Here is a 14,399-nt window from a genome sequence, read left to right on the forward strand (position 1 = left end):
CAATGGAAAAGCTAAAAAAAGCATTAATGGAGGAGTAATTGAATGCTTAAAAAGAAATGATAAAATAATTTTGATCGGAAAACCTACTTTATCTATGTAACTAACCCATTTGATAGATTGATTGTTTAAAGTAAAACAACCATCTTCAGTAGTATAGGCAGCCGTTAGAGGTACTAAAATCAGATCTTCTAATTTTTTACAAAAAAAGCCTTTATAATGGTTTGTTTTGTTATGAATTTCATCTTGATTATTTGTAATATCATTAATTTGCGGAGATGAATTACCATTAAAGCGGTTTTTATAATGAAAATTTGACTCTTGATAATGAGCTATTAAGTTTTTTAACTATCAAATTTCAAAAATATTTATGCAAATATTTGCATATACCATTTAAATACTTACTTTTGTATCGCTTTAAAAAAGGGGGATTGGCGCAGTTGGCTAGCGCGTTTGACTGGCAGTCAAAAGGTCACGGGTTCGAATCCCGTATTCTCCACGAGTATTTTACAAATAGTGCTAAAGCTATAAAACCTGCAATTTTTTTGCAGGTTTTTTCTTTTTCACATAAAATTGCAGATTTTTCATATAAACTCGTAAAGATTGTGACAAAATTAGTTACCAAATGATAATCTATAGAATTCTTTAACGGTTTGTTTATTAGCGTGTTTTGTTTGGGTTTTATAAAATTTAGAGCAAATTTACAGCCTCTTTTATTTCTTAAAAGCGCAAAGAGCAATATCCGTAAAATATACGTCAGAACAGCGGGTGAGACTTATAATATAATGAATGATGAGTGATTATAATAAGATAGTTTTAATGTTTTTTATATATTTAATTATAAAAAAATAACTTTATGGAGGATTTTAAAATTGAACCTTTTTTGCATAGTGAAAATAGTCTTCATTTTATCACAACAAAAGGAATATCTGATCTTCTACTGACTCGACCTACTCAGCTTTTTCAACCGCATAAAATACTATTTAACTGTATCCATCTTTTTTGTGAAGGTGAAGGAACAATTAATATTGATTTTAAAACAATAGATATTAAGGAGAAACACATTTTGTTTGCTTCCCCCAATCAGATTTGCCAGTTTAATGGTCCTGTTAATTATAAAAGTAAGATCATGATTTTTACTGAAGATTTTCTTTGTCAGAACAGTACTCAAACTCAATTTTATAGTGAAACCAGTTTGTTTAATGATCCTTTGAATATACGATATTTCAATTTAGAAGATCGGTTTGAAGAAGTATTAGCTCTATTCGATTACATAAAACGTGAATTAGCCAGGCCATATAGGGACGTACAGAGTACTATATTAAATAACTATTTGTTTAACATACTTCTGATCGCGGAAGAGATATCCATACATTCTAAAATTAACCTGGACTTTTGTGGAGATAAACTTTTAGTTGCTAGATTTAAATCGCTTGTAAATAAAAACCTAAATGGACATTTAAATCTTGACTATTATTGTGAACAATTGAATATAACGCTTCGAACACTTCAAAAAGCTTTTCTTAAAGTAGAGAAGGAGACACCCAAACAGTGGTTAATTAACAGGATGATATTAGAAATTAAAAGAAATCTGATGTATAATAAATTAAATATTAGTGAGATTTCTTACAATTTGGGTTTTAAGGAACTTACTAATTTTACTAAATTTTTTAAATCAAAAACAGGGGTGACTCCAACACAATTTAGGCAATCCATCGAAAGATAGTTTTTATTAAAATTTATTGGGGGTAATTTATTATCATTTTTTTACGCTTTTCTATCATAATATATGGGGGTAATAAATCTAGTTTTGTGGCTCGAAATAATTTTTTTTCATCATTTGTGTTTTTATCTCCGGCTCTCCCGGAGATTTTGTGTTTTTGGGAGTAGTAAAAATAAAGATATAATAAGCGAAGTTTTTAATCAATTACTTATCAATAAAACTTTGGTTCAATTATTACAAAAAACAGAAGATCGTATTTTGCTATCTAACTAAGGAATACAGAATAATAAAACTAATACGTTATTTTGTTTTTCCTATAATTTTGGATATTTTGCTGTCAATTTCAATTTTTCCTTATTTTTGTTTTCATCATCATAAACAAGCAAATAAAAACTTTTTCATGACCCAACAAACCAAAGCCACAGCTATCGGATTTTGTGCTATTATTCTATGGTCTTCTATTGTAGGACTTATCAAAGAAGTAAGCCATTCCTTTGGAGCCACTGTGGGGGCAGCATTAATATATACGGTAGCTTCAGTGTTTTTGCTTTTTACGATGAAATGGGTTCCCTTATCAAAATTTCCAAAGAAATATTTGATATACGGAGGGTTGCTTATGGTTTCTTATGAACTTTGTTTGGCTCTTTCTATAGGATATTCTACCAATAGCAAACAGGCTATTGAAGTAGGAATGGTTAATTATCTGTGGCCTACATTTACGATGGTGGCAACCATCCTTTTTGCCAATAAAAAAACAAACTGGCTGATTGCTCCGGGAATTATTCTGTCCATGCTGGGAATTGTCTGGGTATTGGGGGGAGAGCAGGGATTAGACATTTCTCAAATGCTGGCCAATATTAAAACTAATCCGCTAAGTTATGGATTGGCCTTTATTGGAGCTTTGCTATGGTCTGCTTATTGTGTGATTACCGTTCGTATTGCCAATGGTGTAAATGGGATAACGCTATTTTTTATAATGGTTGCCGTTGCTTTGTGGATCAAATATCTAATTATTGGGGATTCAGCCAGTATACAGATTAATTTGTCTTCAGTTATATATCTTTTGCTTGCTGCCTCTGCCATGGGATTTGGTTATGCAGCCTGGAATATCGGAATTCTGAATGGTAATGTTACTGTTTTAACAGGAGCGTCTTATTTTATTCCCGTTTTGTCTTCTGCATTGTCTTCAGTACTTCTTTCTACAGCATTGGGACTTTCTTTCTGGCAGGGAGCTGTAATGGTTTGTGCGGGATCGGTACTCTGTTGGCTGGCAACTAGAGAACGAAAAGTCAAGCAATAATATTAGCTTGAATATCAAATTGCTAATTAGTTTATTTAGTAGTAAGATAATAGAATAATTAATGTATTTTTATTGTTCAGATCCATAAACTAATAAAAATATGATGAAGCATAAGCTGGCTTTACTCAGCACTGTTATTGTTTCCTGCATGAGTGCGCAACAAAAGAATATCAAATTACATCAGGTTTTTGACCAATACTATAAAGAGTCAAATGTACTAAGCCCGTTAAGTGCAACCTTTAACGGCATTGATGGGTATAACGATCAGCTTCCTGCTGATGATGAAAACCAACTCAAAAAAATCCATGATTTTTATGTAAAATATACCAATCTTCTGAAACCTTTTGAAAATCAGGATTTGAATAAAGAAGACCGTATTTCACTGGCAATTTTAGAGAATGATCTGCAAATTGCTCTGAAAACAGAAAAATATCATCAGGAATATATGCCTATCGATCAGATGGGGAGTATTCCTACGTATATGGCGATGTTGGGTTCCGGCAGCTCAGCACAGCCTTTCAAAACGGTAAAAGACTATGAGAATTGGATGAAACGCTGTCAGGATTTCACAAGATGGACGGATGTCTCTATACAAAATATGCAAAAAGGGATCAAAGCAGGCGTTGTTTTGCCGAAGTCTTTGGTGGTGAAAATCATTCCGCAACTACAGCAACTGGCAAAAAATAACGATCAATCTTCTTTCTACGAACCCATAAAAAACTTTCCCAAGGATTTTTCAAAAGAAGAGCAGAGCCGTTTAAGTAAAGACTTTAAAGAGGTTCTTGCTAAAAATATTTTCCCATCCCTACAGAAACTTGCAGATTTTTTCCAGAATGAATATCTGCCGAAAGCACGCTCATCTTCAGGAATCAATGTTTTTCCCAATGGAAAAGAAATGTACAAAGACTATATTTTTTCTATGGTAACCATTGATAAAGACCCGGAAGAAGTATATCAGTTAGGCTTATCTGAAGTAGCAAGAATCACGGCAGAGATGGAAAAGATTAAGAAATCTATTGGTTTTAAAGGTTCACTTCCTGAATTATTTGAATTTATGAAAACCGATAAGCAGTTCATGCCTTTCAAAACAGACAAAGAAGTGTTAGAAGCTTATCAGAATGTTTATGACAAAATAAAACCTAACCTGGCGAAGTATTTCGGGATTACTCCTAAAACACCTTTTGAAATCCGTAAGACAGAAGAGTTTAGAGCAGCTTCAGCATCACCACAATACTTTCCTGGGAATCTTCCTGCTAATCGCCCCGGTATTTTTTATGCTCCTATTTTGGACCCAACAAAGATCAACATCACCAATATGGATATGGAAAGTGTGTTTTTACACGAAGCTATTCCAGGACATCATTATCAGATCAGTATTCAATATGAAAATACCTCTGTTCCGGAATTTCGTCAAAAGTATATGAATGGAGCATTTGTAGAAGGGTGGGCGTTATATACTGAATCTTTGGGGAAAGACCTGGGAGTATACACCAATCCGTATCATCAGCTTGGCGCGTTAGGCACAGAGATGCATCGCGCGATCCGTTTAGTAGTAGATTCCGGTTTGCACACAGGAAAAATGACACGTGAAGAAGCCATTAAATATATGATGGATAACGAACCCGTTTCTGAACAGTTTGCCACTGCTGAAATAGAACGTTATATGGCAAACCCTGCACAAGCACTTTCTTATAAAATCGGAGAGTTGAAAATAAGAGAACTGCATGATAAATACAAAGCGCAGTTAGGCTCTAAATTTAATATCAAAGATTTCCATGATACTATTTTGAAAGGAGGAGCCATGCCTCTTACTGTTTTTGAAAACTATATGGATAACTGGGCAAACAGTATCAAATAACAATGTTGAACTTTAATAATGTTTATGAATACAAAAGACTGATCACGATCAGTCTTTTTTCTATTTAATTTGTTTTAAAAGTGTTTGAATATTGGTTGTGGGATTAATGGCTAACAAAAAGAGTATGCCCTCATATTTTGCAATAATCTGAGTCACTATTTTTTTTGACTTTTCAACATTATCTTTTGCATGTGTGGGCAGATATTTCAGGTTAGTATCAAACTTTTTGATTTCCTCTTTAAAATGAGGGAGAATGGTAAAAGATTGTTTTATAGAGGTTTAATACTTCCAAACCTTGGGAAGGCAATTTTACTTGAATAAACTTTTTCTATTACCCACTGAAGAAAAAATAAAATGACCATTTTAAATGGAAAACGATCATTTTATGGGATAAAGAATGAGCTAATTTTGCAGAAAGAATAGGATAAAACAATAATCATCTTATTCAGATTCAGGTATAGGAATGCTGTTTCATTTTAAAAATAAGCCTGTTAGATAAAAATACAAAATCACCAATATTTTAAATAATTAATTATGATAAAAACTAATCATTATCCCCGACAATACACTTGTTGTATTTTGATATTCCTGTTATGTTTTTACTTTAATGCAAAAGCACAAAGGAACATAGAATATGTTCTTCCTACAGCTTCTTTTAATAAAGAAGAAACTTATAAAATGCTTGATAAAGGCAATGGGAGTATTGAAGGCACTATTTCATTTAAAAAAAGAGGATATGTCAATTATCCTGGCTATTTAGAGAAAGTTTTATTATATCCTGTCACTCCACATCTTACTGAATATATTGAGCTTAAAAAGAAATTTAACAGCCGGAAGAAACAAACAGCAATGACAAAAGAAGCAGCCATGGCCCGTATCGAAACTAAGACCATAGATAGTAAAGGCAATTTTGTATTCACTAATATAAAACCTGGAAAATATTATATTGTAAGCCTGGTAACATGGGAGAAAGTTAGAGGTAATCAGGTTCAGTCCGGACCAGTGGTTGCCAACAAAAACATGATTGGAATTCAGATGGGTGGTGGTTCTTTCCCAACAGAAACAAGATATGAATCAAAGGCTTATGAAGAAGAAGTGGGTGATTATATTGAGGTGCTGGGAAATAACAAAGCTACTGTTGTCAATATCGCTAAATAACCAGGCGCTTAGAAGCGAATCACTGTTTACTCAAAAACTAATCATTAAAAATAAAACTCATGAAACCAGTTATAATAATTCTCATTCATCTGTATTTCAGTGGTATTACTCTAAAAGCACAGATCATTAGTTTTCCGGATGAAAATTTTAAATCAGCTCTAATTGCTCAGGGTCTTGATACAAACAGAGATGGTAATATCCAAAAGTCAGAAGTAATCAATATTAAAAAACTGCATGTAAATAATGCCGGTATTTCTTCGGTAGTAGGGATTAAAAATTTTACAAACCTTGAGGACTTTGCCTTTCTTGACAACAAAGTAAATACTGTAGATCTTGAAGGGATGCGGAACCTCAAATATGTTTATGGAATCAATAATAAAATTACACAACTCAAATTAAAAGGCTGTACAAACCTTGAAGTGATTTTTATGGATCAAAATGAATTATCTACTCTGGATCTTTCTGGGCTTGCAGAGTTAAAAGACATAAGAATCAATGTAAACAAGCTAGAATCAATAGATCTGAGCAAAAAGCCTAAATTGGAAAATGTGCAACTTTTCAGAAATCAGTTAAGAACATTTAAAGCTGAAGGCTCTTTTGATATCAAGGAATTGGACATTTCAAAAAACTTAATTACAGAAATAGATCTGAGACCTTTTTCTGAACTTAAAGAAGCCGATCTTAATGGCAATCCTTTAAGAAAAATCAATGTAGAAGGTCTTAGCAAACTGGAAAAACTGTATTTGGAACCCGCAGCTTTTACATCATCTTTTATTAATCAATTGAATACCTGTGGACTTATTAGCCTGAAAGAATATAAATGGTAAGTCAATCTAATAATTGAAACATAAATAATGGGATGAATTAACCAAAGATGAAGGACTTATATTTTTCTTAGGTTTATACTAAAAAAAGACTGATTACAATCAGTCTTTTTTTATCTCTTTTGATTTTCTTATTATAAACTTCTTGAACGTGCTACAGATAGAAGGTATATTAAATGGGCATACATACTTCTCTTTACAGATTCTATTTTTATATCTCCAGTGGTCTGGTTTATAGTTGTCACCAGATCCGTATTGCACTGCCCGTTAAAATTTCCACTTCCTAAATAATTTACAGAATTAGCACTCGGATAAGAAATTCTGGGATAATCCGGTGCTGTTTGGTTGGCAACAGCAGCAGTATTTGAAAATCCTTTGTTATCAATATATCGGGCTGTCCATGAACCTAAGAATTGCCCGTTAGCTGTATTAATACTTTGTCCCACCACTACTTGTGTATCTACGGGATTACTAAACCCTGCACAGGACGTATAATGATTTAAAGAAACAGTACAGGAAGAAGCATTGTCTGTAGGTTGAAAACATTTTCCTTCATATACTGTGAATCTTTGCTCAGTGGAAGCCATGGAAGTATTTAATAAAGCTTTAGGAGCAAAAATCTCTTCAGGGGAGATGAGCATTAGAACTCCCTGTGCATTAGCAGCAACGATTTTATTGTCAGGATTTGAAAGCCCTCTGACTCTCACCGATCCATTAACATCCAACGTGTTTGTGGGGGTCGATGTGTTAATTCCAACTTGAGCACTAGCGAAACTACACAAAGCAAGTGCTGTCAAAAAAAAAGTCTTTGTTTTCATGGTATTTTTTAGATACCTTTATAATTTTTCACTAAGGTAAGAAATATGTATTAATGAAGAATAAAAAACTAATTAAAAATATGTTACATCTAAAATTATATCTAAAAATTTGACTATTGATTAATATTTTAAACAATAAGTTTTAAACATTAATTCAAAATTCTATGTTATTAAATTTTGTTTGAAAAATATTTGTATTTTAGCCGAAATGTGTTGCTTTTTAACAAAAATATTGTCTACTCATTAAAATTCAGATAATTTGAATAAAAAATTAGTAGATTTGCACGAAATAAAAAATAATAAATATTAAGCTCATTCTCTATAACAGGATATTTCTGAATATAATGCATAGAGAATAACAGGATTTTTTTTGGTTATAAAACTACTGAAACTATGAAGAAACTTTTTTTACTTTTACTAACGGCATTTTTATTTATCGGCTGCAGTTCAGATGATGATACCATTTATGATTATGTAGGAACATGGTCTGGAACTTATGAAGGAGGTGATAAGGGAGTGTGGAATTTTGTGGTTGATAAAACAGGGAAAGTATCAGGAACGATGCATTCTGACGTAAGTAGTGAGAATTATAATATTTCCGGTAATTTGAGTAATAGTGGAGATCTGGTAGGAACAGTAGGTCTTCCGTCAAAAGGAGAATTCAAAGGAAAACTTAATCCGGATAAAAAAGGAAACGGAAATTGGTCAAATACCCTTCCAACTCCGGCACAATACGGAACCTGGAAAGGAGACAAGAAATAAAATAAAAAAGCCTGCAATTTTGCAGGCTTTTTTATTTATACAAATCCCATATGGGAAATTTCATTATTTTCATTTCTCAGCACCAAAAAATAAAGAAGAAAATTATCATCTGAAAAATATTCTTTAAAAGAGATCGGAGATTCATTCAAAGACAGGTTTTCTTCAACCTTTTCAACCGTATAATTTTCTAAATCCAGCTTTAAGGTAATGATGGTTCCCCTTGCATTTTTATCTCTTTTGATACGAAGGCTATGATCCTGATGCTCAACTTCTGTTAATGCATTTTTTATTTCTCCAAACTGAAAAGATTTCAAAAGTTTTTTTCCTTCCTCAGTCTTTAGACCGTTTTCAACTGTACGTTTTCCTCTTTCGGAAATGGTATCCAGATTTTTTATTTCCGTCATCAGCTTGGCAAACCTCTGGTAGAGTAGGGCATCTCCTGTTTCTTTAAGATAAAGTTCCAGACTGTTTCTGATGATCTTCCCGGCTTTTGAACAATGTCCGAATTCAGAACTGTTTTGTCTTACTTTTTCATAAGACGGATCCTTTTTAAAAGCCGTTTTATTGAACCCGCTTTTCTTCCGAACTACATTTTTTCCATTCAGAGTATAAAAAACAAGGTCTCCTACAGAACCTTTAATCTTGATGAGACTTTCATATGTTGCCATATCGCCAAAATTGAATTCCAAATATAGTAATAAATAACGGAAATCAAAATTTTAACATATATTTATCATATAGTTGTAGTATAGTTATACTATAATTAAAATATAAAATGTATATTTGTACATCAATCGTTAATCAAGTAAAAATCAGACGAGTATGGGATCAGGATTATTTGAAAAAAAATTGAATATAAAGCAGCTTTCTGTATTGCTGATTGCCTCTGCTTTTGTAGTGTCTTGCGGATCTTCAAAAAATGTTTCTTCCAGTAAGAAATCAGGGTCCAAAACAGTAGCAAAATCTGAAAATCTAAGGAAACTGGATTCTAAATTCGATGGAAAAGTTTCAAGATCCATCAATGATGTCTTAAAAGATGCTGAGAAATACATTGGAACTCCATACAGATTTGGAGGGAATACCTCTTCAGGCTTCGACTGTTCCGGATTTACGGTAAAGGTTTTCGAAGAAAATGATTTCAATCTTCCAAGAAGATCAACCGATCAAGCTGCAGCAGGGAAGAATATTGATATAAGGGATGTAAAGCCCGGTGATCTGTTATTTTTTGCTACCGCTGGAGGAAGTAGAGTTTCTCATGTAGGAATTGTTCATGATATCGGCCCGGACGGAGAAGTGAAATTCATTCACGCTTCCACTTCAAAAGGAGTTATTATTTCATCCCTGAACGAAAAGTACTGGAATAAAGCTTATCTTCATGCCCAAAGAGTTTTATAATAATTTTTATGGAAAACCGGACATTTGCTTTTATTAAAACAGATAAAAAACTGGTAAAACTTTTCTTTAAAGATATCAATATCATAAAAGGTCTCGGAAATTATGTGGAAGTGCATACCGTAGATCAAAACAGATACATCTATTACAGAACACTTAAAGATCTGATTGAAAACCTGCCGGAAGAATTTATGCGGGTTCATAATTCCTATATCGTTAACTTGACCAATATTGAATCTTTTGAAGATAATCAATTGTTATGCGGAAATCTAAAAATTACCGTTGCCAAAAGTTATAAAGACTGTCTTCTTGATGCCATCAATAAAATGATGCTTTAAGAATAATCAGACTACATTAATAAGTACGTCACATATATCTGATTTCAGTTCATCTGTATAAAAAAGTTTTTATTCAAAATTTCATCCGCTAGTTTTACAAATGGCAAATATGCAACAGGAATCATTGAAGATAAGCATGTTGAGAAAACAATGGAGTTTATTATTTGTGAGATAAGATAAGTGGAACCGCAGGTTATTCTGTAATCCTGCATTTTAATTCGATAGTAACGGATCTTTTAATATTATCAACTTATTCCATTAGCATTAGTGATCACCTAATGAGAAGCAACTCTATGAAAAAATAGAGTTGCTTTCTTTATATTATTATGTATGGGTTAAATATTTTCACAAACAGGTGCTATGAGTTCATTGTCTTCATTTTTATCATCTGTTGCTATGTTTTTTGGGAAAGAAAAGAAACTTAGAACAAACGTAGCTGTAAGAAGTAAGACGCTCACAGAAAGAACATGTTGAACTCCATAATAGGAACTGACTATTCCTCCAAGAAATGCGCCTAATGAAATTCCAATATTAAAAGAGGATGTAAGCAGGCTGTTAACAAATTCCAGGGCATGATGAGGAATAGTTTGTGTAGTTCTGATATTTGAAACCAAAAAACCACCTGTATGAATCATCCCCCAAAAAGAAACAATGATGACCATAGGAATAAAAGCTCCGCCAAGGAAATAAGCCAGGATTTGAACTGACATCAGGAGAAGTAAAAACAATCTTGTTGTGAGTTTTACATTCCGGCTTAAAGCGATCCCCATAAGCCAATTGCCAAGAGTTCCCATCCCTCCGAAAAGGAGTAGCATAATACTAATCTGAGCCCCATCCATTCGGGTAATTTCTTCAAGATAAGCAGTAAGATAGGTGTAGCTGGAGAACATAGCAGCCAATGTACCAATAGTGGAAATTAGGTTAATCCATAAAAGAGGATTTTTCAATATGGCTAACTGACTCTGTTCAGATTTTTCCTTTTCTGCAGGCAGGGAAGGAATAAAAAACAGTAATCCGGTAAACGCAATGAAACTGATAGCGCTGCTCAGGAAAAATGAAGCTTTCCAATCCTGGAAAAGATCAGCGGCGTAAGTCGTCATTGGAATACCAAGAACGGTAGCAAGACTCAGCCCAAGCATAACGGTAGATACTCCTTTTGCTCCTTTTTCTTTGAATGCGATCGCAATGGAAATATTCCAGAAAAGTGGATGCAGTACTGCAGGTAATATACGGGCAACCATAAGCATGGTAAAGTTGGTAGAAAACGCAGAGATAAGATTTGAAAGCACAAATATGCTCATCACAAGGCATAAGAGAAACTTACGATTTATTTTGGCGGTGAATGAGGTGATAAAAGGAGAGGAAATAGCAACAGTAATGGCAAAAGCACTCAGGAGCCATCCTGCTGTATCTATGGATACTCCGAATTGTCTGCTGATTGTAGGAAGAATACCCACAACTCCGAATTCAGTGGTAATAATGCCGAAAGCACCCAGTGCCAGGACATAGATTGATCTTTTCATTGATTTTAAAAATTTTGACATGGCAAATTTGGACAGAAAAAATGTAAAAAATCAGTATTTTTTAATGATAAATAAGTACTTTTACCACATGAAAAGAGAGAATATAGATCAATTGTTAAAGGTTGAATATCATGAAACTGAAAATTGCCCCTTAAAAGGCAATCAATTCTCCTTTTTTCAAATCATATATGTTATTGCTGGAAAAGGTTCCTTCATAATAAATAACAATATTGCTTCTTATAGTAAAGGGAGTCTGATATTACTGACCCCGGAGGATAAACATCATTTGGAAGTTGAAGAAAAAACAGAGCTTTTGCTCGTGAAATTCAGTGAACGTTATGTAAAGGATTACAAGTGGAATAGCATTGATTCAATAGGGTGCTTATTGTATGGAGCTTCCTATCTTTCCGGCTGTATTTTACAAAATAAATCTGATGTAGTGTTAGTAGAGTCTATTGTAGATTCACTTCTTCATGGGATTCGTCACCCGGATATTTACCAAGAAGAGCTTACACTGCATTATGTGAATGCACTTATTGTCATTGCAGCAAGGAATATTTCAAAAATGCGGGTTGAGCATATAGCAACCAATACAGATAAAAGAATAGTGGATATTATTAATTATATCCAAGGGAATATCCACGATCCGACACTCTTAAAAGTCTCTGTGATTGCCAGGGAATTTGGGCTTTCTGAAACCTATCTTGGCAGCTATTTTAAAAATCAATGTGGAGAGACTATTACCCATTATATTCTAAATTATAAATTGAGACTGATTGAACACAGACTTCTTTTCAGTGATATGAGAATTAATGAAATTGTCACTGAATTTGGCTTTTCAGATGAAAGCCATTTGAATAAGTTCTTTAAAAAGAAACATCAAATGAGTCTGACAGAGTTTAAAAAAAGAAAATCAAGTATTAAATCTGTAGTTTAGATAAGTTCTGTATTGTGTTGTAAAATAGGTTTTTGTTGAAATAATTATTCAATATAAACGGAGAGGAATATGGATGTTTTCAATGATTATATTGAATGTGAATGGAATTTTTAAGAATGATTACGTTACCTGTTATTCTGTAAAATCTACTTGTTGGGAATGGGAATTATTTGGAAAAATATTGCAATAGTATTGCATTGTAAAACCTTTGAAATTTGCCATAAATAAATTAACCATGACAGATTTTATCAGATTCTTTATTCCTATTTACTTTATTCTGTTTTTTTTAGTCTCATTTCTCGGAATTAGCATTGCTGTAGCCAAGAAAATTGGCAAAAACCCTAATGTTTTACCCAAAAACGATTCTGCTTATGCATTGGTTGGCTGGTATTTCAAATTGATTCTTATTGTTTTATGGATTTATACGATCATTCCTTTATTATTTCCAAGTACAGGAGAGAATTTTAGAATACAAATATTAGATTCTGATCTGTTTCAATATTTTGGAATAGGATTGATGCTTATAGCCTTTATCTGGGTGGTCATCGCTCAGCTACAAATGAAAGATTCGTGGCGCATAGGCATAGATGAGCACATGAAAACAGAGCTTGTTACAACCGGATTATTTCAATTATCAAGAAACCCTGTATTTTTTGGAATGACGGTGAGTCTTCTTGGGTTTTTCTTTACTTTTCCCACTATAATTACTTTCTTTTTAGCTGTCATAGGAAGTATTTTAATGCAGATTCAGATTCGTCTTGAAGAAGAACATTTGCTGAGACAGCACGGTTCCGTTTATCTTACTTATAAAAAGAGGGTTGGGCGTATGCTAAGCCTCTATTAAAAGCATAAACTTAAAAACCGTTTTGCTGAACTTTTTTGTATCTTTGGCGCGTATAATTTTTCAAACTAATTTAAATAAGAAACATGTCGTTACAACAAACTATTGAAAACATTTGGGATAATAGAGACCTATTACAAAATGAAGACAGCCAGAAAGCGATCAGAGAGGTTATTTCTTTATTAGATTCCGGAGAACTTCGTGTAGCAGAGCCTACGGAAAACGGATGGCAGGTAAATGAGTGGGTGAAGAAAGCAGTAGTAATGTACTTCCCGATCCAAAAGATGGAAACTATTGAAGTAGGTCCATTTGAATTCCATGACAAGATTCCTTTAAAGAAAAATTATGCGGAAAAAGGAGTAAGAGTGGTTCCTCATGCTATTGCTAGAGAAGGTTCTTTTGTAGCTTCAGGAGTAATTATGATGCCATCTTATGTAAACATTGGGGCTTATGTAGATTCAGGGACAATGGTAGACACTTGGGCAACAGTAGGAAGCTGTGCACAGATCGGTAAAAACGTTCACTTGAGTGGTGGAGTTGGAATCGGTGGTGTATTGGAACCATTACAGGCTGCTCCGGTAATCATTGAGGATGATTGTTTCATCGGTTCAAGATGTATCGTTGTAGAAGGAGTTCATGTAGAAAGAGAAGCGGTATTAGGGGCTAATGTTGTTTTAACAGCATCTACAAAAATTATTGACGTAACAGGAAGTGAGCCTATCGAAATTAAAGGAAGAGTTCCTGCCCGTTCTGTAGTAATTCCTGGAAGCTATACAAAACAATATCCAGCAGGAGAATATCAGGTTCCATGTGCATTGATCATCGGCCAGAGAAAAGAATCTACAGATAAAAAGACTTCTCTTAATGATGCATTGAGAGAGAATAATGTAGCTGTTTAAGATTAAGTTTTTAAACTAATACCAACCCA

Annotated in this window: 14 protein-coding genes and 1 tRNA gene; 12 read left to right on the top strand and 3 right to left on the bottom strand. The window is 33.5% G+C overall.

Translation table 11 applies throughout. From position 1 onward, the window contains the following. Window positions 1-422: 422 nt before the first annotated feature. The 6 genes from NBX25_RS18125 (at window position 423) to NBX25_RS18150 (ending at window position 6,863) form a co-directional block, all read left to right on the top strand. Window positions 423-496: transfer RNA gene (locus NBX25_RS18125), tRNA-Ala, on the top strand. A 357-nt stretch (window positions 497-853) separates the two neighbouring features. Beyond that, window positions 854-1,723, top strand: coding sequence for an AraC family transcriptional regulator (locus NBX25_RS18130; protein ID WP_250254735.1), 870 nt, complete (start codon window positions 854-856; stop codon window positions 1,721-1,723). Between the two features lie 397 nt (window positions 1,724-2,120). After that, the gene (gene yddG, locus NBX25_RS18135) at window positions 2,121-3,020 is read left to right on the top strand and encodes an aromatic amino acid DMT transporter YddG (RefSeq protein WP_250254737.1); all 900 of its coding nucleotides are present in this window, start codon (window positions 2,121-2,123) and stop codon (window positions 3,018-3,020) included. A 100-nt stretch (window positions 3,021-3,120) separates the two neighbouring features. After that, the gene (locus tag NBX25_RS18140; protein ID WP_250254739.1) at window positions 3,121-4,878 is read left to right on the top strand and encodes a DUF885 domain-containing protein; all 1,758 of its coding nucleotides are present in this window, start codon (window positions 3,121-3,123) and stop codon (window positions 4,876-4,878) included. Between the two features lie 534 nt (window positions 4,879-5,412). Next, the gene (locus tag NBX25_RS18145) at window positions 5,413-6,036 is read left to right on the top strand and encodes a hypothetical protein (RefSeq protein WP_250254741.1); all 624 of its coding nucleotides are present in this window, start codon (window positions 5,413-5,415) and stop codon (window positions 6,034-6,036) included. 59 nt (window positions 6,037-6,095) lie between these two features. Continuing rightward, complete coding sequence (locus NBX25_RS18150; RefSeq protein WP_250254743.1) at window positions 6,096-6,863, top strand: leucine-rich repeat domain-containing protein; 768 nt, start codon at window positions 6,096-6,098, stop codon at window positions 6,861-6,863. Window positions 6,864-6,994: 131 nt separating this feature from the next. Here NBX25_RS18150 and NBX25_RS18155 read toward each other — a convergent pair whose 3' ends face one another. Further along, entirely contained in the window at window positions 6,995-7,678 is a 684-nt protein-coding gene (locus NBX25_RS18155) for a hypothetical protein (RefSeq protein WP_123911608.1), read from the bottom strand. 393 nt (window positions 7,679-8,071) lie between these two features. Between NBX25_RS18155 and NBX25_RS18160 the strand changes: the two genes are divergently transcribed. Next, window positions 8,072-8,440 (top strand): hypothetical protein, encoded by a 369-nt coding sequence (locus tag NBX25_RS18160; protein WP_123911607.1) that lies wholly within the window; start codon window positions 8,072-8,074, stop codon window positions 8,438-8,440. 35 nt (window positions 8,441-8,475) lie between these two features. Here NBX25_RS18160 and NBX25_RS18165 read toward each other — a convergent pair whose 3' ends face one another. Then, window positions 8,476-9,108 (bottom strand): hypothetical protein, encoded by a 633-nt coding sequence (locus NBX25_RS18165; RefSeq protein WP_250254745.1) that lies wholly within the window; start codon window positions 9,106-9,108, stop codon window positions 8,476-8,478. A 154-nt stretch (window positions 9,109-9,262) separates the two neighbouring features. Between NBX25_RS18165 and NBX25_RS18170 the strand changes: the two genes are divergently transcribed. Both NBX25_RS18170 and NBX25_RS18175 read left to right on the top strand, forming a co-directional pair. Then, complete coding sequence (locus tag NBX25_RS18170; protein ID WP_123911605.1) at window positions 9,263-9,835, top strand: C40 family peptidase; 573 nt, start codon at window positions 9,263-9,265, stop codon at window positions 9,833-9,835. A gap of 8 nt (window positions 9,836-9,843) precedes the next feature. Then, window positions 9,844-10,170, top strand: a complete 327-nt coding sequence (locus tag NBX25_RS18175; protein WP_250254746.1) for a LytR/AlgR family response regulator transcription factor — start codon at window positions 9,844-9,846, stop codon at window positions 10,168-10,170. A gap of 335 nt (window positions 10,171-10,505) precedes the next feature. Here NBX25_RS18175 and NBX25_RS18180 read toward each other — a convergent pair whose 3' ends face one another. Continuing rightward, window positions 10,506-11,693, bottom strand: a complete 1,188-nt coding sequence (locus NBX25_RS18180) for an MFS transporter (protein WP_250254748.1) — start codon at window positions 11,691-11,693, stop codon at window positions 10,506-10,508. Between the two features lie 88 nt (window positions 11,694-11,781). Between NBX25_RS18180 and NBX25_RS18185 the strand changes: the two genes are divergently transcribed. The 3 genes from NBX25_RS18185 to NBX25_RS18195 all read left to right on the top strand — a co-directional run bounded on the left by NBX25_RS18185 (window position 11,782) and on the right by NBX25_RS18195 (window position 14,370). Further along, window positions 11,782-12,630 (top strand): AraC family transcriptional regulator, encoded by an 849-nt coding sequence (locus tag NBX25_RS18185; protein WP_250254750.1) that lies wholly within the window; start codon window positions 11,782-11,784, stop codon window positions 12,628-12,630. 235 nt (window positions 12,631-12,865) lie between these two features. Next, window positions 12,866-13,474 carry a methyltransferase family protein gene (locus tag NBX25_RS18190; protein ID WP_250254752.1) on the top strand — a complete coding sequence of 203 codons (609 nt, stop codon included), beginning with the start codon at window positions 12,866-12,868 and terminating at the stop codon, window positions 13,472-13,474. 83 nt (window positions 13,475-13,557) lie between these two features. Next, on the top strand, window positions 13,558-14,370 hold the full coding sequence (locus NBX25_RS18195; protein ID WP_123911599.1) for a 2,3,4,5-tetrahydropyridine-2,6-dicarboxylate N-succinyltransferase: 813 nt from the start codon (window positions 13,558-13,560) through the stop codon (window positions 14,368-14,370). Window positions 14,371-14,399: the final 29 nt, after the last annotated feature.

The sequence above is a fragment of the Chryseobacterium sp. Marseille-Q3244 genome, from assembly GCF_940807095.1.
Lineage (GTDB): Bacteria > Bacteroidota > Bacteroidia > Flavobacteriales > Weeksellaceae > Chryseobacterium.